The sequence below is a fragment of the Dictyobacter formicarum genome (assembly GCF_016587435.1).
Window position 1 is genome coordinate 156,031 of sequence record NZ_BNJJ01000004.1, and the last position, 25,146, is coordinate 181,176.

Below are 25,146 nucleotides of genomic sequence, written 5' to 3' on the forward strand. Positions count from 1 at the left end.
CATAGCAATTGTTATGGCTGGAAAAATGCCATCTGGACCAGGAAGAGCAGTCCGAAGACATAGATCAGAGGATGCACCTCGCGCCATTTGCCACGCACCAGCTTTAATAAAGGATAGAAGATGAAACCCAGTGCCAGGCCTGTGGCGATGCTGGAGGTCAATGGCATCGACAGAATTACCAGGAAGGCTGGAAATGCCTCATCAAAATTATCCCATTTCACATGACGAATGTTGCTGATCATCAGTGAGCCGACAATAATCAAGGCTGGACCGGTGATCGCGTCAACGCTAGAGATAGCGCTGATGATGGGAGTGAAGAATGCTGCCACCAGGAAGAGGATGGCAATGACCAGGGCGGTGAGTCCTGAACGTCCGCCGGCTGAGATGCCCGCGCCTGATTCAATGTAGGCCGAGGTCGGGCTGGTGCCGAAAATGGAGCCGATTAGAGCGGCGGCTGAGTCGGCGAATAGCGCGCGGTCGGCCCGTGGCAAGACGTCGCCTTCCATCAGACCAGCCTGCTTGCCCAGGCCCAGAATGGTACCGGTGGCATCAAACAGGGTAACCAGCAAGAATGAGAAGACCGCTCCGTACAGGCCATAGTGAATGATGTCGCTGACGGCTGAGACAGGATTATACGCTACGATACCAGCGGGCAGGGTTGGCAGTGAAACGATGCCTTTGGTAAAGTGAATCTGGCCCGTGAGAAATGCGATCAGGCCAGTAACCAGCATACCAATAAAGAGGGCACCACGCACATTTAAAACCATGAAGATCAATGTGATGACCAGTCCAATCACCGCCAGGATGACCGATGGGGAATGCAGGTTCCCTAGCGCCACAAAGGTGCTGGGATTCGCCTGGACGAGTCCGGTCAGGCGCAGGCCGATAAAAGCGATGAAGAGGCCGATGCCCGCACCAATGGCGTGCTTTAAGTTGTATGGAATAGCTTGAATGAGCTTGGAACGTAGTGGGGTCAGTGAAAGTAGAACAAAGAAGATGGCCGAAATGAAGACAGCTGAAAAGGCGACATGGTAATCCATGCCTTTGTGGGCCTGGGCCAGTGAGTAGGTGAAATAGGCGTTTAAGCCCATACCTGGCGCGACCGCGATCGGATAGTTGGCAAAAAGAGCCATGATCAGTGTACCAGCCAGCGTAGCAATAATCGTGGCCGTAAAAGCCTGCTCAAATGGTACACCACCCTGTGAAAGGACCAGGGGATTGACGACCATCACATAAGCCATTGTCAGGAACGTTGTGACGCCTGCAATAACTTCTGTTTTGACAGAAGGTCGGTAACCTTTGACGTTGAACATGTAGTTTCCTTGTGCATGAGTAAGCTTGTGCTATAGCGTCGTACAGACTCTTTCGTCGAGTTGAGTTGGAGACTTAATGATTCAAGGGGAACTATCTTTGCCACCACATGACTTCTTCTGCCAATGAAGATATATTTCTAACGCTAAAGCCTGAAAAATTCCATAAAAAGTACGTCAATAGAATCGATGGAATATTAATAACTGCTACCATGATATCGCGAAACTGAGCTGCCTGTCAAGCTGTAGCACTACTATAAATCAATGATCAGCTTGACTGGAAATCGCTTATAGGGTACTAATTAATCTGTAATCATAAATATTCAGTGCAAGAGCTTTAGAGGGATACCGTTTTTGTATGGGTGTAATCCTGCAGCAAGTTGAATAAGGGCACAGGAGCGAATTCTATGTATGATAGTTGATCCGGGTTGAGACGGTTGGGCGCATAGATGATCTGGCTTCTGTGTTTTTGTCATATGACTGCTTTAGATGTGGCGGGGTAATCAAGACATATGACACAACAAAAAAAACGACCTATCTTTCGTGAGCACGCGTTACAGCATTATATGCAAAGGCGCGAAGACGATGTATTACCACGTATCGTTTCTCCACCAGTTTTCCTCTTTGTCTGGTTGGTGTTTATACTGGTGCTAGGGGTCGGGATTGCTGCCTGGTTGGAACATATCCCTATCTATGTCAATGGTGCAGGTATTGTTGAGGAGAGTGCGCATAAAATCAATGCTCAGCAAAGCGAAGTTGATGCATTGGTTTTTGTTCCCGTTTATTCCAGTGATCATGTACGTGCCGGTACCCGCGGATTGGCACAGTTTGGAGCCACTGGCAACTTTTTCGATGGCCATGTGATCGGTTTAGAGCCACTGGTGCTCAGTCCAGAGGCTATCCAGACGCACTATCAGCTCAGTTGTAGTGCCGCACAGACGATCACTGCACCTTCGGTCGCGGTGCATATGAAGGTGATTGTGCCGGCGAATGATCAAATCTTTACTGGTACGCTACTTCAGGCGCGCATCCAAATCGGTACGCAGCGAGTACTGGCGCTCTTGCCTGGCTTTGACATGCTGTTAGGAGGTTCTTAAATGCAACGAACGACCCGACAAAATGATGCTTCGCCAGAACCTCAATCTCAACCCGAACGTCCTGTAATACCTTCCACTGCTCCGTGGGCGCCGCCTGCCTTCCTACCGCTCTGGTTACAGCGTATCCTGGTGTATCTGCATGAGGCGAAGCGGAAAAAGGTTCCCGTCGTCACCCAGATGAATGCGGTGGAGTGTGGCGCTGCTTGTCTGGCCATGCTCCTCAGTTATTACGGACGCAAGACGAAAGTTGATGAGATCAGAAATCACTACAATATAGGCCGTGACGGACTCTCAGCACGCAGTATTGTCCAGGCGGCGCGCAACTACGGCCTGCGCGTGCGCGCGATCTCTATGCAGAGCACAGATTTTCGTTTTGTCAGTTTACCCGCGATCGTGCACTGGGAATTTAACCACTTTGTTGTGGTCGAACGTTGGACGCCGCATTATGTCGATGTGGTTGATCCGGCGGTTGGTCGCAAGCGTTTAACTGCCGCACAATTCAACGATGGCTTTACCGGTGTCGTGCTGATGATGGAGCCCAGTGCCACTTTTTCGCGCGCCGCTGAGCCACGCTCACTGACGCTGAGAAGCTATGGACGCCAGTATCTGCAACGAGCGCCACTGATCTTTTTGCAGGTCTTATTGGCCTCGATAGTCCTGCAGGTTTTTGGGCTAATTGTGCCTGTGCTCACGAAAGTAATTATTGACCAGATTCTTCCCTTACGCATAACCAGCGTCATGCCCATTATTGGCATTGGCCTGCTGGTTTTGATTGTGTGTGAGAGCCTGATCACACTGCTACGTGCTTTCTTGCTCATCTATCTGCAAAATCGCATCGACACGAAGGTCTTTCCCGACTTCTTTGAGCATATGCTGTACCTGCCTCTGAGCTTTTTTCAACAGCGTTCCAGTGGAGATATTCTGACACGTATCGCTAGCAACGCTGTGGTGCGCGAGACCGTCAGTTCTCAACTAGTCTCTAGTTTGCTGGATGGTGGCCTGGTTATCATCTATATGTTCATTCTCTTCTGGCAGTCCTGGACCTTTGGAGTTCTGGTCCTGGTTATTGGTGGCTTAGAAATACTCATTATGCTCGTTACTAACAAAACCAACCTCCTGTACAACACTCAGACACTGGAGGCAGCCGGTAAGTCTCAGGGCTATGTTACAGAACTGCTGACCAGCATTGAAACCGTCAAAGCGGCCGGCTACGAGATGCAGGCTTTCCATCAATGGTTCAATTACTTTTATAAACTGTTGAACATTACCAATAAGCACAATACCTACCTGTCCATTATTAATGGCTTAACGTCGATACTGGACGTTACGGCTCCCCTTTTCTTGCTCTGGTTAGGTACCATGCAAGTGCTTAATGGCCAACTGCAATTAGGTACTATGCTGGCCCTGAATGCGCTGGCAGCCACTTTTCTGGCGCCGCTGACCTCATTAGTGGGTAGCGTCGTGCAGTTGCAGATGGTACGCTCACATATTGATCGTATTGCAGACGTCTACAGCGCCGGCGTTGAGCAAGATATTAAGGAGGTTGAGCCCCCACCAGTGCTGACGGGACATATTGTGCTGAACAATGTGAGCTTCCGCTATGATCCTCAACTGCCTAATGTGCTCACAGACATTTCGCTGGTCATTGAGCCGGGCCAGAGGATAGCGGTAGTGGGTCAGACTGGCTCGGGCAAGAGTACCCTGGGCAAGTTGCTGTTGGGCTTATATTCACCGACCGGGGGTAACATCTTTTATGATGGTATCTCGCTGCAAAAGATGAATTACCAGGCCTTGCGTGAGCAATTAGGTGTCGTTATCCAGGAGTCGGGCATCTTTAGCGGCTCCATTCGCCAGAATATCTCCTTTGCCCATCCAGATGTCGATATGGAGCAGATCATTGCAGCCTCCAAAAAGGCGTGCCTGCACGAAGACATTGCTTCAATGCCCATGCGCTACGAAACCTTTGTGGCTGAAGGTGGCAATGCCCTGTCCGGTGGACAGCGCCAGCGCCTGGCCCTGGCAAGAGCCCTGGTGAATCAGCCACGTATCCTGCTGCTGGACGAAGCCACCAGCTCGCTGGACGTGGTCACTGAACGAACCGTCGAGCAAAACCTATCCGAACTCGCCTGCACCCAGATTATTATCGCGCACCGCTTGAGCACAATCCGCAATGCAGACATAATCCTGGTGCTCGACAAGGGATGCATCGTAGAGCGCGGCGGCCACGAGGAGTTGCTGAAAATGAACGGTCACTATGCCCACCTGGTGCGCAACCAACTCGAACAAGAGCTTCCCTTCTAAACCCACCAGCGCAAAGCTGTGAGGTCTCCCTATAAAGCGGGCATTCAAAGGGCTACGGTCCTTTGAATGCCCCTTACTTCTTTCCTCGTGTCGCCGTCAGGAGGCACCACCAGCTATACAGAGTATGGTAATATCTAGATAAAAACATGTAACCTCTAGAATATTTCTGCTATGTAAGGAGTGTTTATTCATGGGTGGTCAGGAATCTATGTTTTCTCCTGACGAGGAAACTGAAAAGCAGCCGGTACCTGATATGACCTATTGGCCGCATACTATTAACAATGATCCTCGCGAACAGGCTTCGACCCCTGAGCAGCCCTGGCAGCCCCCTTTGGCCGCCGATCCCGCGGCATATGATCGTGCATATGAAGATGGCTATGCAAGCTCACAGGCGTCGATGGGCGAGAAGTTACGGCCGCAGCAATCTAAACTGCACGAGAAATGGATATACTTGCTGATCGGTATCGCGATTGGCATCATTTTTGCTTCGTCATTTGCCACCAGCGTCAAAGGACTTATCCCTCTTATCTTCCTGGTCATCGGAGCTGTGGCGGTCTGGGTCTTTACTGGAAAGAGCGCAGTGGCTGAAGAACCGGCTCGCTCATTTTCGGTTCAGCATATGGCGGGACTCGTTATTCATAATCCCGTAGGCTCTCTACATATTCATCGTGGTGAGGCCAGCAGTATTGTTGTCAAAGCCACTAAGCGGACCCAGGGGCGCTTCGCGCGCATAGAAGATCTCAATCTAGTGTATATCCAGGAAGGCGATCAACTAACCATCAGGGCTGAAAATAATGCTCAGCGTGCTGGTGCTTCCATCCTGTCGGGTATTGACCTGGATATTGCTGTCCCTCACAACTGCGATATTCAGGTTCATCAGCATGTGGGCTCGATCGAATTGGACGGCATTGATGGACAACTCCAGATTAAAATGAATGTCGGGTCGGTGGAAGCCAGAAACGTCATATTGCGCCGTCAAAGCCGTATTTCTAATAATATTGGCACATTCAAACTTCTTGGCGAGCTAGACCCTATCGGTACATATGCCTGTCATACCAATATTGGTGATATCCAGTTGCACCTACCGTCAACGTCCGCATTTGAGGTGCATTCGCATACCAATATTGGTTCTCTTGAGAACCAGTTCGCCAGCAATGTGGTTGGTGACGCGCCACGCGCCAGACTAAATACACACGTCAACATTGGCGCGGTCAACATCTATAAAAATTAACTTAGAATGTTTCTGATCCCATGGCGCTGTGCTTCCCAGCGCCCCTTTGCGGGCGTCCGCATGCGCGGCCGCACCCGTTTTATACAGTGATGCAGAAAATTGTGCAACGCACAATTTTCTGCATCACTGTATAAAACGTTTTGAGCGCCGTAGGCGCGTAGCGTCAGGGCCGAAGGCACGAAAAGTATAGCCTTCAAGCACTTTTTAAAAACTAGCGTATTATTGTCTAAAGGAAGGAGCATGGATGATGATTTCCTTTTATAGTGCGCGAGAAGAGCCATATGGCTGCTTCTCTAATTTCTCCAGGCATGGTATCAAGATTGATGGTGTCTGGTGGCCGACTAGCGAGCATTACTTTCAGGCACAGAAGTTTGCGGGTACCCCTCATGAGGAAGCTGTGCGCAGAGCTTATAGTCCCAAGCAGGCGGCAGAGATGGGACGCGATCGTAGCCGCCCCTTGCGTTCTGACTGGGAAAGCGTGAAAGATGATGTGATGCTGCGGGCTGTGCTGCGCAAATTTGAGACCCACGCTGAACTCCGCGAATTGCTCCTGTCTACCGGCGACGAGGAAATCGTTGAAAACGCCCCGGGCGACTACTACTGGGGTGTGGGCCGCGATGGCAGCGGCCAGAACAAACTGGGCCAGATCTTGATGGAGGTGCGCTCAATATTAAGAGAGCGCGGCCGGTAGCCGATTTAGCGTATAAACAAAGGCAGGATCGGTCATTTCGACCGATCCTGCCTTTGTTTATGCTGTTGTGGCGTCAGCTAGATCGCTGGCACGGGCACCTCTGCTGTATCTTTCTCTTCGATAGTTTCCGTGAGTGCGGTGCCGCCCGAGCGGCCACGAATGCTTTCGACGATAACATACAGGGTTGGCACCAGCAGCAGTGTTAGAATGGTGGAGGTGGTTAAGCCCCCGATCACGACGATTGCCAGCGGTTGCGAGATGAAGCCGCCGGAACCACCAAAGCCGAGCGCCATTGGCAGCAGGGCCAGAATGGTGGCGATCGCTGTCATTAAGATCGGGCGTAAGCGATGGCGTCCACCTTCGACGACCGCCGATTGGGCATCCATGCCTTGCGTGCGGTACTGCCGGACCAGGTCGAGCAGGACGATGGCGTTGGTGACTACGATACCGACCAGCATCAAGAAACCGATCAGGGCGGCCGCACCCAGCGGGGTTTTGGTGACTAGCAGTAAGATGAATGAGCCAGTCGCGGCAAACGGGATCGAGATCAGCAAGATGATTGGCTGTAACAGGCTGCGGAATGTGGCGACCATGATACAGTAGACCAGCAGGATGGCGACTACCATCGCCAGCAGCAAGTTCCTGAAGGTGTCAGATTGCTGTGCTGTGACACCGCCCAGCGAGTAGGTGGCGCCGTTTGGCAGCGTCAGTTTGGATAGATGCTGCTGTACAGTGCTACTGACGGCACCGACATTGGTATCCGTAATGGTGGCGGTAATCGAAGCGGTCCGATTGCCATCGATATGGGTGATCTGGGTTGGACCATTGGCGCTCTGTACGGTTGCCAGGTCGCTCACTTTAGCGCTGCCCAGTGTGGTAGGGATGGTCAGGTTACGGATCTTATCTACTGTGGTGACCGGGGTACCGTAGTAGAGGTTGACATCGAGCTGTGTGCCATTCAGCGTAATTTTGGTTACACCAGTGGTGCCGCTGTAGATTGAGCGCAGATTCTGAGCAACCTGAGCGGCTGTCATGCCATATTTCAGCGCTTTTTGTGGATCAACGTTAATCTCGATCTGCGGCACGGCATCCGACAGGTTGCTAGAGACGTCGGTTAGACCTGAAATTTTGGCCACCTCGCCCTTCACCTGCTGCGATGCTGCACGCAGGGTAGCATCATCGGACGCCTTGACGTCGACTTCCAGATTGGAGCCGTTAAAGCCGCCACCACCACCACCACCAGCAGAAACTGTCAGTGTGCCAACGGTTTTGATGCTATTCAGACGATTACGCAGATCCTTCTCAAATGCGGCCTGGTCCGCATTCGCATCAGCGGTAAGCGCGAAGGTAGCCGTGTTGGTACCACTACCACCAAAGAAGCTAGAGAAGGCACCAGCCGAGCCAACCACGGTTTGCCTGGTTAAAACGTGCGGTAAACCCTGCAGGGTCTGTTCCACTTGCCTGGCGGCCTCATCGGTCTTTTGCAGACTGGTGGCCGGTGGCATGGTCAGTGTGACCGAATAAGTGTTCTGGCCGGATGAGCCGAACAGGTTGGTCTGTAAGCGCCCAATCAGGCTAAAGGTGCCGACCAAAATGGCCAGGGCCAGGATCAGTGTGAGGGCACGCTGCCAGCCGCGACCTGTTACCCAGCGCACAAGGGCAGTATAACCACGCTCCAGCAACGTTACTTTTTCTGGCTTGCTCTCCTTACCAGGTTTTGGTGCTTTCAGGAACCAGTAGGCCAGCACAGGGATAATGGTCAGGGCCACGAATAGCGATGCCAGCAGGGCGATAGTTACCGCTACCGAGAAGGAGCGGAACAACTCTCCCACAATGCCGCCGGTAAAGGCGATTGGCAGGAAGACCGCTACCGTGGTCAGAGTTGAAGCTGTCACCGCTCCGGCTACCTCACGAACCGCTGCCGGAATGGCCACGTCTTTTTTCTCACCTTGCTGCATGTGGCGGTAGATGTTTTCCAGCACCACAATCGAGTCATCGACCACACGACCGATCGCAATGGTCAGACCACCCAGAGTCAAAATGTTGAGGGTGTAGTTGCCGACGTAGATGCCGATCAATGCAATCACGATTGACAGCGGAATCGAGATCGCCGTAACCAGAGTCGAACGGATAGACAGCAGGAAGACCAGGATGACAATGATGGCGAAGACGGCACCGATCAGACCTTCACGCGTCAGATCCTGAATGGATTTGCTGATCGATGGGGCCTGGTCAGAGACGACCGAGATGCTGGCATTGTGTCCCAGATTGTTCTGCAGGGTTTTGAGTTGGTCGCGTACTGCATTGGAAATGGAGACGGTATTGCCATTGGGTGACTTGACAATTGAGAGTCCCAGGCTAGGCTTGCCATTGGTGCGTGTCAATGAGGTCGAAGGCGCGAGCACTTCTTCGACTTTAGCTACGTCTTTCAGTTTGACCAGCGTTACCTGAGGGGTAGCTGCTGTGGTGGTTGGCGTACCGGTACCCAAGCCTGTACCACCGGCACCCGGATAACTGCTGCTACCAGCAGCGCCACCGGCACCTGGGAAACTGCCGCTACTACCTGTTGTGCCAGCGCCACCGGCACCTGGAAAACCACTGGCCCCACCAGAGCTGCCGGCTCCTGGATAGCCGTTAGTTCCCCCGGTCGCGCCGCCAGCTCCTGGCGTACTCGTTACGCCTGTAGTATGTATGCCGACCACCAGGTTTTTCAGATCATCCAAAGAATTCAGCGTATTGCCAACTTTGATAGGCACTGTTTTGCCGTCGGCGGTCACATCGCCGGCCGGTATGCTCAGATTATTAGCCTGTAGCGCACCCGAAACCTGGCTAGAACTGATGCCATTAGCCTTAAGCTTATCGGGATCAAGTGTAATACTGACGATCTGGTTGCGCACACCGGTTACATTGACGGTCCCAATACCATCGATGCGCTCTAGACTGGGCACCACATTCTGCTTCAACTGCGTGGCCAGGGTTTGTGCATCGGCATCAGAGGTCACGGCCAGCTGCATAATAGGCAGATCGGCGATGCTAAACGATTGTACCTGAGGCGTCGTATTGGCGGGTAGGCTCGACTGGGCCTGCGAGATACGCTGGGATAGCGTCTGGCGCGCCTTATCAAGATCGGTCCCGTAATCAAATGAAACGGAGATAATCGATGTGCCTTCATTTGAATACGAAGTAATTGTCTGCACCCCAGCGATCCCCTGAAAGTTCTGCTCAAGAGGATTGGTTATGTCGTGCTCAACAATCGACGGTGAGGCACCCTGGTAAACGGTGACCACCGAGACCGTTGGGAATGAAATGGATGGGAATAGTTCTTGCTTAATCGACGGGATCGTTAAGCCACCAAAGATAAGAATAGCAATGGTGACCAGGGCTACTATGCTTTTATTGGCAAGGCTAATCCTTGATAAAAAGGACATTACCGTTGCTCCTTTCGGATAATCTGATAGCCATTTAATAGCTGTACTTATTAAACGTTTATTAAGCTCGCATTATAATAGATGTGTTTATTGGTTTATCAGGGTTATATTTTAACGACCAGCTTATCGGCCAGGCTGTTTGGATATACCATCTAATAGACAACTGACAACCGTTTCAGCCATGAAAGGCACATCAACCGGTACTTCGTTCTCTTGATCGACATGAAAGTGCCGCTTAAATTGTATGCCCATCATAATTCCTTCAAACATAGATATATATGTTTCAGCTGGTACGTCTGACCTGAGCTCCCCGCTATCAATCCCCTGCTGGAAAATATCCTGGAGGTGCTGGCGGTCCTGACGATTTTTCCTGAACAGCTCCCTTTTGCCGGGCTTGTCCCCACAAAACTCTTCGAGGTCTCTTATAAGTGCAAAGAAGTTGCTGAATTGACGCGAAAAAAAAGCTTCTGCCAGCCTGATAAGCTTGGCGCGTGTGCCCTCGACATGAGAAACTGTTTCAAAGGTTTGCCTGGTCCAGTTGTCTACCCATTGCTGGACCATATTTATGAATAGTTCTTGTTTGCCGCCAGGAAAGTAATAATAGAGTGCGGCAGCCGTTACCTGGACTTCGTCGGCGATATCTTTCATTGATACCCCTTTGAAGCCTTTGGCAAGAAAGAGTCGTTCGGCGACTGCCAGAATGCGGCGCTGGGTTTCTGGATCTCGCTCTGTATGGCGCTTGTCTTCGTTAGCGCTTCTCTGGTCAAAAATCATTAATATTTACCATTAGCTAGGTTACTTAATGAACATTAAATAAGTACCATACAGAATATACATGTAGCATAGAAAGATTGTCAAGAGTAATAATCGAAGGTATAACGTTGCCCATAAAGTCCTGTATATTTTTCACACTTCCATATTCTGAAACAAAATTGCTGATCTTTCTCTCTAATGGATGATGTCTTTTATGGATGCACATATGGATATCCAGGTACATTGGTGTATTGAACAACTAACAGGCAGGAATGAATGCTGCACTTATCCCGCTTTTGCTGTCCCCTGGTTGAAAATACAACAGTAGCACCTATTGACCGGACATCATAAAGAACATCAGTTGATTCGACACATGATATTGATTCAATATCGCAAGTGTACATTTTTTGTATTAAGGAAGCCGTAATGAAGAAGACTGCATTGCTCACATTACCTGGCAATGACACCTCCCTGGAACAGTATACCCCTGAAACCTCTAACCGTGATTTTGCTGAGTTAAAGCGCATAATGAAAAGACGTGGCCTGTTAGATAAGCAGCCAGGTTACTACACCTATCGTGTGCTGATGCTAATCGGTTTGCTGGCACTTAGCATGATCTTTCTCCTCGTTGTTCATTCTTTCTGGCTGCAGCTCATCAATGCGATTTTCATGGCCTTCGTCTTCGCTCAAATCGGTTTGCTCAGCCACGAGGCTGGCCATCGCCAGATGTTTAATCGCTCCTGGAAGCATGATCTGATTGGTTTAATCGGCGGAAATTTATGTATTGGCATGAGCTATGCCTGGTGGTTGGATAAACATAATAGTCATCATAGTCATCCCAATCAGGTTGATATGGATCCAGATATTGAAATTCCTTTTCTGGAATTTACGGGGAAAGAGGATCTGGCACAGATTGGCAAATTCAGGCAATTTTTAGTGAAGCATCAAGCCTTTATTTTTCTGCCTGCTCTACTGACGGTATCAATTGGCCTGCAGTATAACAGTATTGTTTTTTTGTTGCGAAACAAGACCAGATTTTATGGTTTTGAGTGGGCTACGATAATTGCGCATTTTGCTCTATATTTTGCGGCGATTTTCTACAGTATGAACATCTGGCAGGCAATCATCTTTATTGCTCTGAATCAGGCCGTTGCTGGTTTCTACCTGGGTTCTATTTTCGCGCCTAACCATAAAGGTATGCCAGTCCTGGATAAAGAGAGTCAGGTTGGTTTCTTGCATCGCCAGGTGTTGACCTCACGCAATATCTATGGTAATCCCCTGATTGATTTCATTTATGGTGGTTTAAACTATCAAATCGAGCATCACCTCTTCCCCAGCATGCCTCGCAACAAGTTAAAAGAGGCTCGCAGCGTGGTGAAACTCTTCTGTGAGGAGCGTGATATTCCCTACCACGAGACGCATGTCCTGCAATCGTTCAAGGAAATTTTGCAGCATCTGCATCAGATAGGAGCCTCTCTGCGCCGCTTCTCTTAATAGCTCTTTTTCTCCTCTTCTTTCAGAAATGGGTTTGAAGCCCACGACCCTGGGAAGCAAGGCGCCCCTGGGCCTGGGGAACGCAGGCGTCCCCAATCTTTTTTCTGTTGGGTGCAAAATGTGCGCTTTTCGCACGCTTTGCACCCAACAGAAAAACTGCTTTTGAGCTCCGCAGGAGCGTAGTGTGAGGGGCCGCAGGCGCGAAACTCAGGGCTTTCAGGCCCCTTCTTAGCAAGAAGGGGCGAACAATGTTAGCTTTGCTGAGTATGATCTATTTCCTGAAGAGCCTGCAGAACCTGATCATATCTATCTTTCAGAATACTATTGAGATCCTGCAATTTTTCCAGAGTTTGAGCATCAAAAGTATCGCTTATCCATTGCTCTACCTGATTAAGCTGACTCTGCTGCTCAAGTATCCAGAAACGAATGCGCTGTTGGACAAATGGGAGGTCGCTATTTTGGATTGGAATATAGCCGATAAATAGTTCATCTGCATCCTTTTGTTCGAGAGAGATTTGCAGCATGCCCAGAGGCTGCTGCTCTGCTGGCATTTGTACCTTGCGTACATGAAATTTCCCGTATTGTTTGACGGTAATACCCGTTTTTGGTAGTACTTGCATAAAACCCTCCCTGACTGACCCCAACCTTCTATCTTCATTATATATTTAGCCTTAAGTGCTATTTTGATATGCTTATATATGCCTTTTGATACCCCATTTCTGTATGCTGAAAATCATGCCCTTTTATGTATTATTTAAGAAAATTACCTGTGATACGTCTCTTTATTGATATATTCTTTCTTGATTTAAAACCTACCCTTTTGGATAGGTGAATTATGTATGTTGTTAGTTAGTGAGCGTGTTTGATTCCCATGATCATGGAAATTACGTTATGTGCCAGCCTGGGAGCGCTGACGCCCTCAATCTCTTTTTTATGTTGGTGCAAAACGTGCGCACTGCGCACGTTTTGCACCAACATAAAAAACCTCTTTTGAGCTCCGCAGGAGCGTCGTGTGAGGGGCCGCAGGCGCGTACCGTATGGCTTTCAGACACATTCTAAGGAAGGTTGCCCGACTATGTCCTTTGCTTCGTTCAATCAGGAGCCATCTATTATTCCCTCGATCGCTCAGCCTCCAGCGCGTGCTAAACTACCCCGGCGCCTACCGCTGGCGCACCTGCTGGTTGAGCGCGGTTTTTTTCCAGGACTTGATGAGGCCAGGCGCTGGGTGATGGCCGGAAAAGTGCTGGTTGATGAACGTTGTTTAGATAAACCCGGTATGCTGGTTTCCTTCCAGGCCGCGCTGCGTGTGAAGGATCATTTGCGCTATGCCAGCCGGGGTGGCTATAAACTGGAGACCGCCCTCCATCATTTCGGGATAGATGTGCAGCAGGCGGTGGCGATTGATTGTGGTGCCTCGACTGGAGGCTTTACCGATTGTTTATTGCAACACGGGGCTGCCCTGGTGTATGCGGTTGAAGTTGGACATGGTCAGTTGCTGGGTCGTTTGCGCTTAGATGCGCGCGTACGCAATTACGAACATACTAATTTCAGCGATCTGGTTGGTATGGATCTCTCGCCGGCTCCTACACTGATCTCGTTGGATCTGTCTTATCTCTCGCTGACGAAAGCGTTGCCCATTGCCGTCTCGTTGCTGCCAGAGCAGGGACGCATCCTGGCGCTGGTGAAGCCGTTATTTGAGGTGGAGTGTAGCGAGGCACGCCGCAAGGGATATATCGAGGAGCCGTACTTACTGGTGGAAGTTCTGCAGCGTATATTGCAGGCTGGCACTACTAATGGACTGGCTGTTGAGGGCCTGGCTAAGCTCGCTTTACAGCCGCGCAATGGTGTACACGAATTTTTTGTCTCTTTCCTGCTCGATCCTCTGGCGGCGTCAAAATTGTATAGCGAGGATGTTTTGTACTCTATGGTTATGGGAGATGGTATCGGCCCGACCCAGGTCGGATATATATAAAGCGGGGAGGTGCAGGAGGGGCGGCCAGCCCCTCCTGCCGGGGGTGGGGTGTCCCCACCAACATCCTCTCCCCTCCTCCCGCCGAAGGCGGGAATACAAGAGATCATTTATACCTTCTTAAAAAGTAAAAGATCATAGGCCCGAACCCACAGGGTTCATATTCCTATTGTTTTTTTGGTCTGTGAAACGTCAAGAATATAGAAGGGATTAAACGATTACCATTATATAACTATTAGCGCGAGCAGGGGAAGCTAACTCATATGTGCTGCAAGCACATCGTTGGCAGCTCGATTGTTACTTAATAGGTGGTTATAGCGTATGAATAGATATCTGTTTGCTTTCTGCTCCAACGGTTTATATATGCCGGGAGTTGAAGCAAGGAGGCTATACATACATACTTGATTGCATATAAAACCCGATTATAATGGATGAGATTATGCTTAAGGGATATCAAATGATGCAACCTTCAGAACAAACTTCTTTTTCCAATACGAATGTACTGGCTGCTGATTTGTCTTCTCAATCTTACGTTGAGGATGGCAATATCTTTGTTGGCGCGGCCAAACATGAGAAGACGCTGACGTTTATTAAATATGCTTTGTTGCTGGATGCCATTGATGAAGGCTGGTTATATGAGCAGCAGGGCTGGATGTTTAATCAATTGCAGCGCTATCGCGAGGCCTTAGAAGCCTTTGAACGTGCGCGCCACCTGGGTTACGCCAATGATGGGTGGCTCTATAAGCAGAAATCCTACGCGCTTACCAGATTAGATCGCGGGGAGGAAGCTTTGGAAGCGTGTGAACGTGCGCGCAGCCTTGGCTACGTTAACGAAGAATAGTTGGATGCTTTTCCTATATTCATCCACCGCGCTTGTTAGTAGGAAGTTTTTTTGTGCATTTTTGATTTTTTGATGTTTTTGGTCGACGTAAGTACTAGCTTGAAGTGGAAATCCCTGACAGTCGTCGCGCAAGTTTTTATACTAAAGGTGAGGGAAGGGCGTTCCCAATTTTTAGATAAGGTGGGCTATGAATTCTGTGTGGCCTGTGATTGATTTTCTGGTTGCGAACCATTTGACATTGCTGCTTGGCGGTGTCGTGGCATTTATATTAACCTATGTGGCGACTTATGGAGTGCTGGCGCTGTGTCGTAAGATGAATTGGTTTGAGCCGGTAGTAGCCCATAAGGTGCATAAGGAAGCTCTGGCTCGCCTGGGCGGACTGGCAATTTTTGTGGCTTTCCTGCTTTCTTCTTTGCTTTTCTATCTACCCACTCTGGCTGTGCAGCCTGGCGTATCAGAAATGATTTTTGGCCATGCGGTCTCAAAAGAACTGGTCATTTATAGCCTGTTCCTGGTATCGTCGCTACTGATCGTGCTGGTTCATGCCTATGATGATGTAAAAGGGATGCGACCACTGCCTAAGATGCTGGCGCAGACGGTGGCGGTATTGATCTTGATGGGTCCTGGCCTGCACTCGTTTCATGGCGTACTCTTCTTTGGTTTCCATAATCCCTTTGTCCATCAGCCCCCGGTGGCGGGTGCGGCGGTTCCCTGGTATCAACAGCCTGAGTTGACATTGTTTATTCATGAGCCCGTTGTTTCCTGGCTCACCATCCCGGCCGTCCTTTTTACCTGGTTCTGGTTCGTTGGGATGATGAATGCCATTAATTTTATGGATGGATTGGATGGGCTGGCGGCCGGCATTGTCGCTATTGCGGGCTTGTTTGTGACGATTATTAGCCTGGAGCTATCCCAGTATACTATTGCTACCCTGGCCGCTATTTTTACTGGTGCCGTGGCTGGCTTTCTGCCGCATAACTGGCATCCGGCGCGCATCATTATGGGCGACAGCGGCTCCCAATTTTTAGGTATCGCGCTAGCCATGCTTTCGATTATGGGTGGAGCCAAATTCGCTCTCATCCTGATGATTTTAGGCATCCCTATCCTTGATATCGCCTGGGTCGCGGTTAATCGCCTGCGGCGTGGACAGAATCCTATGCAGCGAGATCTGTTGCCGCAGTATTCCCACAAAACCCACCTCCACTACCGCTTATTATTTGGCGGCCTCAGCGCTCGCCAGATCTGCTACATTTTTTACGCGACGACCGCCCTGTTTGGTCTGAGCGCGCTATTCCTGACCGGCATCTTTAAATTTCTTGGCTTTAGCCTGGTTGGCTTGATTGTGTGCTTGCTGTTCTGGAGTAGTATCTACCTGCAGTACAAAGCTACGCGCTCTAAGCAGCATCAAGCTTAACCATTGGCAGGGCCTGGCAGTATGACTTTTGTGTTTGCAAAATGATATAGCTTGACAAACAAATGAATGCTTACTACACTTTGAACTAACTGGAAATTATTTAACGGTAATTACACAGTCTGATTAAGTGATTTAAACAGGGGATCTAGTTGGAGGATCGACAAGAAAATTCGCGTGTACGTGAATCTCGTGCACTCATCTGGGATGTCGCTCGCAAGTCGGGCGTCTCTATCTCAACGGTATCGCGGGTATTGAATGGTCGCCCGGATGTATCTGTTGCGACCCGAGATAAGGTTCTGGCACATGTGCGAGACCTGGGATATAATTCTCACCGCCATACTCATGCTATCGTGCGTGCACCTTTGCAGCGTATAGGAGTAAGTATTCCTAATGAAGAGCATTTTATGGGCATGCTCCATGGAATTACTGACGCTGTTAACAAGCAAAAAGCTCAATTGTCTTTTTGCTCGCGTTCTTCTTGTTGTAGACCGGAACCGTCGTTGCTGGAGCGTTTGCAGGTGGAAGGTATGGATGCGGCTTTGCTGGTGCTACCAAAAGAGTCGGATGCTGAGTTGCTGGAACTATGTCACGCTGGTTTCCCTTTTGTCGTAATTGATCCCCGCACTCCCTTGAGCGATGATATTCCAACTGTTACCGGGGCCAACATTGGTGGTGCTCGTGCGGCCACCAAGCATCTCCTGTCATTAGGACATCGCCGGATTGGTCTTCTGGTCGGTGATACGCGCTGGTGCATGAGCATTGATCGCCTGGCAGGCTATCAAGCCGTAATGTTTGCAACCGGCCTGCCACATGATCCTGCTTTAATTCGCGAGAGCGATTTTACCCTTGAAGGTGGCTATCAGGCTGCCATGGAACTGCTCAGCCTGCCAGAACGGCCGACCGCTATTTTTGCTTTTAGTGATGATATGGCCGTGGGCGTGTTGCGTGCCGCTGCCGAGCAGGGCCTCTCTGTTCCTCGTGACCTCTCGGTGGTTGGCTTTGATGACGCACGCTTTGCCTCATTTGTTACTCCCACTTTAACAACTGTCCATCAGCCGCGTTATGAGCTTGGCTATACCGGCGTCGATGTGCTCTTTCGTAACCGGGCCGAAGCCCGCCTGGACGCTATCCATACCTCCCTGTCTACTCGCCTGGTGGTGCGCCAATCTACCGGACCCTGCCCCGAATACCTTTAATTCAAAAATAGAACATTTACGTGCGTCGAGGGAGAAATCGGGCGCAAGGCCCGAACCTATGAGGGGCGTTTTTCGGGTATCGACGAGAAATCGGGCGCAAGGCCCGAACCTATTGGGGATGGGCTTCTCTCTTGAGAGATTTAGAATGGGAAGCAGCGTAATTATTGATACATCCGGTGTAGAGGGAACTCCTGGAAGGCTTTTAACGTCTCTTCAGTAGAGTAAGTTTAATGTATTCTCATTCAATATGATGGCGAATGATTCTTAAAGGACACTTCACTATTGTTTTGCTTACCCGACCAATACATATCCTCTAAAGGAGTAGGTTTATGTTGCGCACATGGGTGTCTCATCAAAAGTTATTACTGTTTGCTTGTGTTATGTTACTGGCCCTCTGGCTGGCTGCGTGTGGTTCTGCTGGATCTGCTACTAGCAATACCTCATCCTCTATGCCGACGGCGCAACGGCCAGCTGATCATTCAGCTAATAATGCCAGTGGTAGTAGTTCTACCAATTCAGGTTCTTCCTCGACGAGCGCTCAAAAGAACAAGTCTGGAAACTCACAGTCTTCCTCGGCGGATGCTGGTCCTCAATATTTGATTAAAACATTGAATGTGACCATGCAGGTTAAGGATACGCGCAAAGTTGCCAGCGATATTCAGTCCTGGATTGCTACTACCGATCCTCGTTCTTCTTCAGCTGGAGCTGATTATACACAGGTTGGCGACAAATACTATAATGTCTCGCTAACTTTTTCGGTCCAGGCCACTTTATACCCTCAAATTTATAGCTACCTGCGCGACTACAATGTTCAGGGGTCAACCGGTGGTAAATTAGTTGGGTTTAAAGAGACGGTGCAAGATGTCTCGAATGATTATGTCGATACGCAATCGCGGATTAAGAATTATAAGGGAGAGCAGGCACGCCTGTTAACGCTATTGAGTCAAGCTCAGGCGGTCAGTGATATTGTGACGATCGACCAAAAGTTGTCTGAGGTCGAAGGTAATATTGAGACCGCGGAGGCGCACTTAAAATTATTATCCAGCCAGGTTACTTTTTATACCGTCAACCTGTACCTGCAGCCTATCATCCCCAATATACCTGATCCCGCTCCACAGACCAATACTGACTGGTCGTTTAGCGGCTCCTTTGGCGAGGCTTTCACCGCTTCTTTGAGCTTTGGACGTGCCTTGCTGACGTTTCTAATCTGGTTGCTGGCGTTCAGCATTTATGTAGTTCCGGTTGTGCTTGTGGCCTGGTTGATCAGGAAATACCGCGTAGCTATTGGCCGTATCGTTTCGCCGCTCCTGGCTACCTATAAACCACCGCTGCCGCCACAGCCACATACCTGATTCAGAGCGTGTCTGAAGTCCATGGCGATGGGTAGTAAAGCGCCCCCGTACGGGCGGGCGCATGCGCGCCCGCATCCTTTGTAATTGGTGGTGCAGAAAATGTGCACAGCACATTTTCTGCACCACCAATTACAACCGTTTTGAGCACCGAAGGTGCGAATCGTCAGGGGCCGAAGGCGCGAAACATCTGGCTTTCAGACACACTCTAAAAATGGCTCGGGCGCGCATGTGCCTAAATGTTTTCAAAAAACTCTGGTGGATGGTTGTCTGTTTTCAACGAGTGTGTCTGGAAGGCCTGGAAGAGGAGGGCGACCCCGATCACCAGCGCAAACGTACCGATCATCCACAGGACAATGCGGATGCCCAGGTGTGGCCTGAGACAGAAGATAATTCCGAAGATAATTGAGATCAACCCTACCAGCGCCAGCGGCCACTCGGGAGCAATCTGCTCCTTCTGACGAAATGCCGCTATAATTTTGAGTATACCCGTAACAATGGCCCAGCCAGCGATCATGTATATAAATACTGTGATCATAATGGCTGGAAGGAGCAGGGCGATCAGGCCAATCGCGATGCTGAAGAAGCCCTCGAGTAGGGGGGCCCAGGTGGTGTGCCGTAGCAAGCGGCGCGCTTGAAAGCCTGTAACGATTGCGAAGATGCCATCTAGCAGACAAAAGGCGGCAAAGAGATAGGTCAGCAAGAACAGGGTCATGCGTGGAAAAAAGAAGGCGGCCAGGCCGAAGATGATGGCTAATGCTCCTCGTATAGCTGTGACCCACCAGTTACGGGCGACCTCGTTAAGTATGCTCGGTTCTGCGTTCATTTTATATATTTCTCCCGTGGCTATGTAACCGGTGCCTCTTGTGATGTAGCGCATGAACGCGCTTCCCAGGTCAGCCACGTATGGTACAAGCCGTCAGTGTATCAGGGTTTAGCATGTAATAGCATAGTTGTGAACATACTCCTGAACCTTGCCTCTCTGCTTTTTTTCTGTCCACCGGACAGTGGTGGTATGCAATATTTCCTAACAAGTATAATAGCCGAGAGGTAAGGTTGGGTCCACCAAAAGATGTATGCCTGGTTGGATTTGTTCAACTATGCCGGACACAGACATGATTTGTTACTTATCATTGGTTGGATGGAGTTCTGCCGCGAGCTGTGCGGCAGTTTCATCTGGTGTGATACTTTCATAATCTGGATGCAGTTTAAACGTGAGTGCACGAATATTTTTTGTGCGCCGTGAGTATTCTGTGCCTGATAGACGCGAAAGGGATGCCAGGAGTCGGTCGATATGCTCGGGCGTTCCCTGATTCTGCTGATCCAGCAAAATGACTGCCCGCGGATCGATGTTGGTGTCTTTAATCAATTGGTGAAGTGTGATATTATGCCGCAAACGGGCTTCTCTAAATGTTGCACGAGAGTCACTCATCTTCTTTATTCTCCCTTACCATCATTTCCGGTAGTGCTAAATGCGGTGCGTTCAGTGTGGTTTTTATTCACATCCGCCTTCATTTATTTAGACGATTTAAACGCCTAAATAAACGCTCTACCACCAATAATTAACCAAAAATACTCTTTCTCTTCAAGCTTATTTTGCGTCCCATTCCAATAAAACTCTTGACTTTCTCTATTTTTTAGGTTATCATCACCTATGAGTAAAGAACTTAGATGTTTGTATCCTATAAAAATGGCAGCGAAAGGGAATCATGTACTCTGATATCCTGATATTAACGATGCTGCGGGTACGGCCACAGCACGGTTATGAGCTGAAGAAGAGCGTTCAGCGTGTTCTGGGACAGTCGATCTCATTAAATAATAAGATTTTATATCCAGCATTGCGACGCTTCGAAGATATGGGAGCGGTACAGCGCCAGGTGTTGCATCAGGAGGGAAAGCCGGATCGCCATATCTATCAGCTAACTGATCGGGGCATGGAGGTGTTAGAAGCTCTTCTGCGTGAATATACGCCAGAAAGTTTGAGCGATAATGCTGAGTTTATGGTGCGTGTGGCTTTTTTTGAATGGTTAGATCCAGCGGTTTGTGTCGATATTCTGACCATGAGGGCGCAATCTGTCGAAAAACATATGCAGCATATGAATACGATGCTGCGGGCGACTGAAGAGATGGAGAAGCGCCCCTATGCTCGCCGTTTGCTGCAGTTTCAATTGCAGCAGATACAGAATGAACTGGTATGGATCGATAGCTTGAAGCAAGAATTTTTGTCTCAGCTAGAGCATCAATCTTGCTAACTGTTTGAGAGGTGAACAGATGACTGAGCAGCTAGCTATAGAGTGGAAAGCGGGCGTGACCGATGCCCCTCTGGCACCAATGGTTAATCCCGAAGACCTGCGTGGCGCACATAATATCTTTGTTGAGCAGTATCGTAAGCTTGGACCCATTTTCCGCCTTCCCCAACGCAGTTCTGGCCGACCCCTGATCGTTCTGGCCGGCCCAGATGCCAATGCTTTTATTGCTCGCTATGAAGACGAGTTCTTCACCACGCAAGAACAATGGCAGGAGTTTGATGCTGCCATGCACATCGAAGGTACCACTGACAGGAGCATGGCGCGCGATGGCCAGGCGAACAAGCAGCGCCGCGCCCAGGCGAGCCGCACCTATTCACGAACCCGGGTATTGGATCAACTGGCCGATATGGTAGATATTACCATAGCCCATACACAATCCTGGCAACCTGGAACCAGTATCGCGGTCCGACCGGCCATGCAGCGTATTGTTTCGGAGCAACTGGGTCAACTGCTGGTTCACTTTGGACCTGGCGAGTATCTGCAAGATTTTATTGCGTATCTGGATACCTCGATTAAAAGTGCCTTCGGAGAGGACGAGCAGGCCAGACAGGCGCTGTCTGCGCCGGAGTTTCTACGTGCTAAGGAGCGTGTACTTGAACTCGGTCGGGCCGTGCTTGAGGAACATCGCCGCCATCCGCGCGTGAGTGGCAAGCCTGATATGATTGATGAAATCTTAGAGCGGGCGGCGCAGGACCCTGAGCACTATCCTGAGTCAGCGCTGGAACTGGCTGGCCTGGGACCCTTTCTGGTGGGTCTGGATACGGTTGCCAATACCTGTAGTTTTATGACTTATGCGTTATTGAAGAATCCGGATGTTCTTGATCGGGTCTTGCAAGAAGTGGATGCTGCCTGGTCACGGTGCGATTTTAGTTGGGAGACTCTTAAGCAGTTGACTACGTTACATGGAGCGGCGATGGAGACGCTGCGCTTGTATCCGGTGGCGACCGGTCATCGTGCGCGCGTGGCGCAGCCGTTGAGCTATGCTGGCTATCAGTTGTCGCCCGGCGACGATGTGTTTGTGGCCATGACTGTGTCGCACTTTTTGCCAGAGTTGTATCCTGAGCCCGAACGCTTTGATATCGATCGCTATCGCGAGCCTCGGAATGAGCATCGCCAGCGCGGCGCTTATTTTCCCTTTGGGCTGGGAAATCACACCTGTCTGGGAGCCGGCATCGCTGAAATAGAGATCATGGTGACGATGGCGACGCTATTTCATCGCTATCAATTGAGTATGGATCCCGTGGATTATCAGCTATCCATTGAACATGATCCTACGCCCGCACCGGGCAAGAACTTTCGTATCAAAGTCGATGCGCTGCGGCACTCCTCGTGATTGGTTTTTTCGTGCCTGAAGGGCAAAAGCGCCCGCAAGGGGCGCACCTACGGGCAAAAGCGCCCGCAAGAGGCGCGCCTACGAATGTTGGCGTATCTGGTTGACGGTGGGCACCAGGCGACCTCCGCAATTACCACAGAACGTGTCGCTTAAATGGAGTGGACCATTACAGGTGGGACATAGATAATCCGGCTCATCACTGGTGGTGTGATAGCTGTCGGTATATCTGACGGGTGTGGCGGCTAGCATGGGCGACTGCAGGGGCGTTTCAATGACACCTGGATTGCTAGCCGCTGGCCATGCTGTGGCTGGTCTGTAATTGGATGTTGAGGGAGGTGCCTGCCAGGGCATGGTTTGTGGCACATAGGTGCCCTGGCGACCCGATGTGACAATTGGATGGGTTGCGGTACCGCAATAGTGGCAATAGTTGTCGCTGCGGCGCAGACGTTTTAAACAGACGGAACACTGCTTGCTTCTGGCCCACTGAAGTATTATGAGAGAGAGCAGAAAAACGACCAGGCCACAGAAGAACAGGGCGATATAGATAAGGCTGATCGATGCCAGCGTAATAGTTGCCTCTATTATATAAGGCGCTTGAGTCAACGTTGTACCTCCAGATCAGATAAGCCTGTAAAGTCAGGAGCGTGAATATTTCATTTGTCTCTACACATTTGAGTGATTGTCACCTTATGCTGTTGATGAATATATTACATGCAAAATACCTGCTGGTCAATACGACAAGGTTGCGATGTGAATCAGGTCACAATTTAGCTTGAGTAATTAGGGGCAGTTACAATCTGCTCAGAAGCCTGTTTGCCGGCTCACAGGGTGCCTCTGAGGAGGAAGTATATTTCTTGTCAGTGTTGGTGTGTGGATGTCTGATTTTGAGGTTTGCTGCAATAAGCCTGTAAAAATTCCGCGTTTTGCAAAAAATTCTCTCGCCGGCCTGGCTTGATCATATAGCTATTAGCTCCCTGCTGGAAACAAGCGGTGATCCTTTCATCGTCTGCTGAAGATGTCCAGATAATGACTGGAATGTGTTTTAATTGTTCATCTTTATTATTGATTGAGAAGTCGATTGACAGTATCTAATAGTTCGTCCAGATCGAATGGTTTGGCGATGCCGATCACCTTGAGTTGTGCAAACGCTCCTCGTGGGAGATTTGCACTCATCAGGATAATTGGAGTGTCGTAGAAGGCCTGTTGCATGCGAAGTTCACGAGAGAGCTGCAAGCCATCCATTTCAGGAAGTTGATAGTCTAGAATGAACAGGTCTGGTTTGACCGTTTCGATCACCCTCAGTGCCCGTTCGGCCGTTGGGACAAGAATCGATCGATAAGGTGTCTCCTCGGAAAAGGCTAATGTGAGGAATAAGCCAATCGCGTTGTCATCCTCAACAATGACTATCGTCGTTTGCGTATGTTTTATTTCTTCGTTTTTCTGTAACTCAAAATGAGGCACAAATCTCCTCCCGGATGCGCTTCAGTTCGGAAATAAAAAAACTGCTTTACTGGCTTCTTTTAATGTCGCCGCAAAGGCGTCTGGTGTGTTGCTTAGGACGTCGGGGTTGGGGGCAGCGCGAGCAACTTTTTTACAACCTGTAAGAGCTCTTCGACATCGAATGGCTTGAATACAATATCGATGGTGGGCGTCTTTAATGCATCGATCTTGTCTTGCAATTCATGTTCTGCGGCCGTACAGAGCATAAGAGGAATTGATGCGGTCTGGGTATGCTTTTGAAGCAATTCAAAAAATGTCCATCCTTCTTGTTTGAATCCAATCATTAAATCTAGAACAATTAAGTGCGGCTGAATATGCTCTACTTCAGTAAGATCAGTATATATGGTATCAGTTGTATATATTTCGTACCCCTCGCCTTCGAGGAGCAAGCGATAAAGTTCTAAAATATCTGGTTCATCTTCAATAACAAGAATTCGTGTGGCCACGTTGATACCTCATAATTGGAATGCACATACAATGTGCCAAAATTGAGCTCATTGTGTGCAGAGAAATGGCTAAGATAATTTATTATAATACATAGCTTAATCGAGAAGATAGTTATTGAGCCTTTTGTGTCAGGTTTATATAGATCTTTCTTCAAAAAGTGCTTGTTTCGCCGTGTACGGCGAGCAAAGCACCCCTGTACGGGCGTCCGCATGCGCGGCCGCACTTTTTTATTCAGAATGTGTTTGATTCCCAGCGTGCTGGGAATCAAAGCGCCCCCGAGCCTGGGGAACGCAGGCGTCCCCAATCTCTTTTTTATGTTGGTGCAAAAAGTGCGCACAGCGCACTTTTTGCACCAACATAAAAACCTCTTTTGAGCTCCGCAGGAGCGTAGCGTGAGGCGGAGAGATCACGATGGGCGTGGGAGTCTGACACAGTCTCAGGCAATGGTGCAAAAAAGGCGCGCCCAGCGCGCCTTTTTTGCAC

21 protein-coding genes are annotated in these 25,146 nt (G+C 49.7%); 12 read left to right on the top strand and 9 right to left on the bottom strand.

Going from position 1 to position 25,146, the window contains the following annotated elements; translation table 11 throughout:
- Positions 1 to 11: 11 nt before the first annotated feature.
- A complete protein-coding gene (locus tag JMI88_RS08190; protein WP_201361322.1) occupies positions 12 to 1,313 on the bottom strand; it encodes an NCS2 family permease in 1,302 nt (433 codons plus the stop codon).
- 509 nt (positions 1,314 to 1,822) lie between these two features.
- Here JMI88_RS08190 and JMI88_RS08195 point away from each other — a divergent pair.
- The 4 genes from JMI88_RS08195 to ybiA all read left to right on the top strand — a co-directional run bounded on the left by JMI88_RS08195 (position 1,823) and on the right by ybiA (position 6,630).
- Positions 1,823 to 2,407: a hypothetical protein gene (locus JMI88_RS08195; RefSeq protein WP_201361323.1), complete on the top strand. Its 585-nt coding sequence runs from the start codon at positions 1,823 to 1,825 to the stop codon at positions 2,405 to 2,407.
- Positions 2,408 to 4,708: a peptidase domain-containing ABC transporter gene (locus JMI88_RS08200; protein WP_201361324.1), complete on the top strand. Its 2,301-nt coding sequence runs from the start codon at positions 2,408 to 2,410 to the stop codon at positions 4,706 to 4,708.
- 190 nt (positions 4,709 to 4,898) lie between these two features.
- Positions 4,899 to 5,939: a DUF4097 family beta strand repeat-containing protein gene (locus JMI88_RS08205; RefSeq protein ID WP_201361325.1), complete on the top strand. Its 1,041-nt coding sequence runs from the start codon at positions 4,899 to 4,901 to the stop codon at positions 5,937 to 5,939.
- A 244-nt stretch (positions 5,940 to 6,183) separates the two neighbouring features.
- Positions 6,184 to 6,630, top strand: a complete 447-nt coding sequence (ybiA, locus tag JMI88_RS08210; protein WP_201361326.1) for a riboflavin biosynthesis intermediates N-glycosidase — start codon at positions 6,184 to 6,186, stop codon at positions 6,628 to 6,630.
- Positions 6,631 to 6,707: 77 nt separating this feature from the next.
- On the opposite strand, the gene JMI88_RS08215 is transcribed toward ybiA, so the two are convergent.
- Positions 6,708 to 10,058, bottom strand: a complete 3,351-nt coding sequence (locus JMI88_RS08215; protein ID WP_236022863.1) for an efflux RND transporter permease subunit — start codon at positions 10,056 to 10,058, stop codon at positions 6,708 to 6,710.
- Positions 10,059 to 10,181: 123 nt separating this feature from the next.
- Complete coding sequence (locus JMI88_RS08220; RefSeq protein ID WP_201361327.1) at positions 10,182 to 10,832, bottom strand: TetR/AcrR family transcriptional regulator; 651 nt, start codon at positions 10,830 to 10,832, stop codon at positions 10,182 to 10,184.
- Positions 10,833 to 11,237: 405 nt separating this feature from the next.
- On the opposite strand from JMI88_RS08220, the gene JMI88_RS08225 reads away from it, so the two are divergent.
- Positions 11,238 to 12,305: a fatty acid desaturase family protein gene (locus JMI88_RS08225; protein WP_201361328.1), complete on the top strand. Its 1,068-nt coding sequence runs from the start codon at positions 11,238 to 11,240 to the stop codon at positions 12,303 to 12,305.
- A 251-nt stretch (positions 12,306 to 12,556) separates the two neighbouring features.
- Here JMI88_RS08225 and JMI88_RS08230 read toward each other — a convergent pair whose 3' ends face one another.
- Positions 12,557 to 12,925 carry a hypothetical protein gene (locus tag JMI88_RS08230; RefSeq protein ID WP_201361329.1) on the bottom strand — a complete coding sequence of 123 codons (369 nt, stop codon included), beginning with the start codon at positions 12,923 to 12,925 and terminating at the stop codon, positions 12,557 to 12,559.
- Between the two features lie 455 nt (positions 12,926 to 13,380).
- Between JMI88_RS08230 and JMI88_RS08235 the strand changes: the two genes are divergently transcribed.
- The 5 genes from JMI88_RS08235 (at position 13,381) to JMI88_RS08255 (ending at position 19,077) form a co-directional block, all read left to right on the top strand.
- Positions 13,381 to 14,277, top strand: coding sequence for a TlyA family RNA methyltransferase (locus JMI88_RS08235; RefSeq protein WP_201361330.1), 897 nt, complete (start codon positions 13,381 to 13,383; stop codon positions 14,275 to 14,277).
- A gap of 454 nt (positions 14,278 to 14,731) precedes the next feature.
- On the top strand, positions 14,732 to 15,115 hold the full coding sequence (locus JMI88_RS08240; protein WP_201361331.1) for a tetratricopeptide repeat protein: 384 nt from the start codon (positions 14,732 to 14,734) through the stop codon (positions 15,113 to 15,115).
- A gap of 187 nt (positions 15,116 to 15,302) precedes the next feature.
- Complete coding sequence (locus JMI88_RS08245; RefSeq protein ID WP_201361332.1) at positions 15,303 to 16,529, top strand: glycosyltransferase family 4 protein; 1,227 nt, start codon at positions 15,303 to 15,305, stop codon at positions 16,527 to 16,529.
- Between the two features lie 149 nt (positions 16,530 to 16,678).
- Positions 16,679 to 17,725, top strand: coding sequence for a LacI family DNA-binding transcriptional regulator (locus JMI88_RS08250; protein WP_201361333.1), 1,047 nt, complete (start codon positions 16,679 to 16,681; stop codon positions 17,723 to 17,725).
- 329 nt (positions 17,726 to 18,054) lie between these two features.
- The gene (locus tag JMI88_RS08255) at positions 18,055 to 19,077 is read left to right on the top strand and encodes a DUF4349 domain-containing protein (RefSeq protein ID WP_201361334.1); all 1,023 of its coding nucleotides are present in this window, start codon (positions 18,055 to 18,057) and stop codon (positions 19,075 to 19,077) included.
- A 232-nt stretch (positions 19,078 to 19,309) separates the two neighbouring features.
- Here JMI88_RS08255 and JMI88_RS08260 read toward each other — a convergent pair whose 3' ends face one another.
- Both JMI88_RS08260 and JMI88_RS08265 read right to left on the bottom strand, forming a co-directional pair.
- A complete protein-coding gene (locus JMI88_RS08260; RefSeq protein ID WP_201361335.1) occupies positions 19,310 to 19,900 on the bottom strand; it encodes an HdeD family acid-resistance protein in 591 nt (196 codons plus the stop codon).
- A gap of 297 nt (positions 19,901 to 20,197) precedes the next feature.
- A complete protein-coding gene (locus tag JMI88_RS08265) occupies positions 20,198 to 20,506 on the bottom strand; it encodes a hypothetical protein (RefSeq protein WP_201361336.1) in 309 nt (102 codons plus the stop codon).
- A gap of 277 nt (positions 20,507 to 20,783) precedes the next feature.
- Between JMI88_RS08265 and JMI88_RS08270 the strand changes: the two genes are divergently transcribed.
- Both JMI88_RS08270 and JMI88_RS08275 read left to right on the top strand, forming a co-directional pair.
- On the top strand, positions 20,784 to 21,326 hold the full coding sequence (locus JMI88_RS08270) for a PadR family transcriptional regulator (RefSeq protein WP_201361337.1): 543 nt from the start codon (positions 20,784 to 20,786) through the stop codon (positions 21,324 to 21,326).
- A 19-nt stretch (positions 21,327 to 21,345) separates the two neighbouring features.
- Positions 21,346 to 22,716, top strand: a complete 1,371-nt coding sequence (locus JMI88_RS08275; protein WP_201361338.1) for a cytochrome P450 — start codon at positions 21,346 to 21,348, stop codon at positions 22,714 to 22,716.
- Positions 22,717 to 22,794: 78 nt separating this feature from the next.
- On the opposite strand, the gene JMI88_RS08280 is transcribed toward JMI88_RS08275, so the two are convergent.
- From JMI88_RS08280 to JMI88_RS08290, 3 genes are all read right to left on the bottom strand, one after another.
- Positions 22,795 to 23,319: a zinc ribbon domain-containing protein gene (locus JMI88_RS08280; RefSeq protein ID WP_201361339.1), complete on the bottom strand. Its 525-nt coding sequence runs from the start codon at positions 23,317 to 23,319 to the stop codon at positions 22,795 to 22,797.
- 456 nt (positions 23,320 to 23,775) lie between these two features.
- On the bottom strand, positions 23,776 to 24,177 hold the full coding sequence (locus tag JMI88_RS08285) for a response regulator (protein WP_201361340.1): 402 nt from the start codon (positions 24,175 to 24,177) through the stop codon (positions 23,776 to 23,778).
- Between the two features lie 92 nt (positions 24,178 to 24,269).
- Positions 24,270 to 24,662 (bottom strand): response regulator, encoded by a 393-nt coding sequence (locus JMI88_RS08290; RefSeq protein WP_201361341.1) that lies wholly within the window; start codon positions 24,660 to 24,662, stop codon positions 24,270 to 24,272.
- Positions 24,663 to 25,146 lie beyond the last annotated feature (484 nt).

Bases quoted from the DNA above. Each gene is read 5' to 3' on its own strand.
- JMI88_RS08275 (WP_201361338.1), top strand. From the start codon at position 21,346: ATGACTGAGCAGCTAGCTATAGAGTGGAAAGCGGGCGTGACCGATGCC.
- JMI88_RS08205 (WP_201361325.1), top strand. From the start codon at position 4,899: ATGGGTGGTCAGGAATCTATGTTTTCTCCTGACGAGGAAACTGAAAAG.
- JMI88_RS08225 (WP_201361328.1), top strand. From the start codon at position 11,238: ATGAAGAAGACTGCATTGCTCACATTACCTGGCAATGACACCTCCCTG.
- JMI88_RS08235 (WP_201361330.1), top strand. From the start codon at position 13,381: ATGTCCTTTGCTTCGTTCAATCAGGAGCCATCTATTATTCCCTCGATC.
- JMI88_RS08265 (WP_201361336.1), bottom strand. From the start codon at position 20,506: ATGAGTGACTCTCGTGCAACATTTAGAGAAGCCCGTTTGCGGCATAAT.
- JMI88_RS08245 (WP_201361332.1), top strand. From the start codon at position 15,303: ATGAATTCTGTGTGGCCTGTGATTGATTTTCTGGTTGCGAACCATTTG.
- JMI88_RS08230 (WP_201361329.1), bottom strand. From the start codon at position 12,925: ATGCAAGTACTACCAAAAACGGGTATTACCGTCAAACAATACGGGAAA.
- ybiA (WP_201361326.1), top strand. From the start codon at position 6,184: ATGATGATTTCCTTTTATAGTGCGCGAGAAGAGCCATATGGCTGCTTC.
- JMI88_RS08270 (WP_201361337.1), top strand. From the start codon at position 20,784: ATGTACTCTGATATCCTGATATTAACGATGCTGCGGGTACGGCCACAG.
- JMI88_RS08260 (WP_201361335.1), bottom strand. From the start codon at position 19,900: ATGAACGCAGAACCGAGCATACTTAACGAGGTCGCCCGTAACTGGTGG.
- JMI88_RS08200 (WP_201361324.1), top strand. From the start codon at position 2,408: ATGCAACGAACGACCCGACAAAATGATGCTTCGCCAGAACCTCAATCT.
- JMI88_RS08215 (WP_236022863.1), bottom strand. From the start codon at position 10,058: ATGTCCTTTTTATCAAGGATTAGCCTTGCCAATAAAAGCATAGTAGCC.
- JMI88_RS08190 (WP_201361322.1), bottom strand. From the start codon at position 1,313: ATGTTCAACGTCAAAGGTTACCGACCTTCTGTCAAAACAGAAGTTATT.
- JMI88_RS08195 (WP_201361323.1), top strand. From the start codon at position 1,823: ATGACACAACAAAAAAAACGACCTATCTTTCGTGAGCACGCGTTACAG.
- JMI88_RS08255 (WP_201361334.1), top strand. From the start codon at position 18,055: ATGTTGCGCACATGGGTGTCTCATCAAAAGTTATTACTGTTTGCTTGT.
- JMI88_RS08220 (WP_201361327.1), bottom strand. From the start codon at position 10,832: ATGATTTTTGACCAGAGAAGCGCTAACGAAGACAAGCGCCATACAGAG.
- JMI88_RS08240 (WP_201361331.1), top strand. From the start codon at position 14,732: ATGATGCAACCTTCAGAACAAACTTCTTTTTCCAATACGAATGTACTG.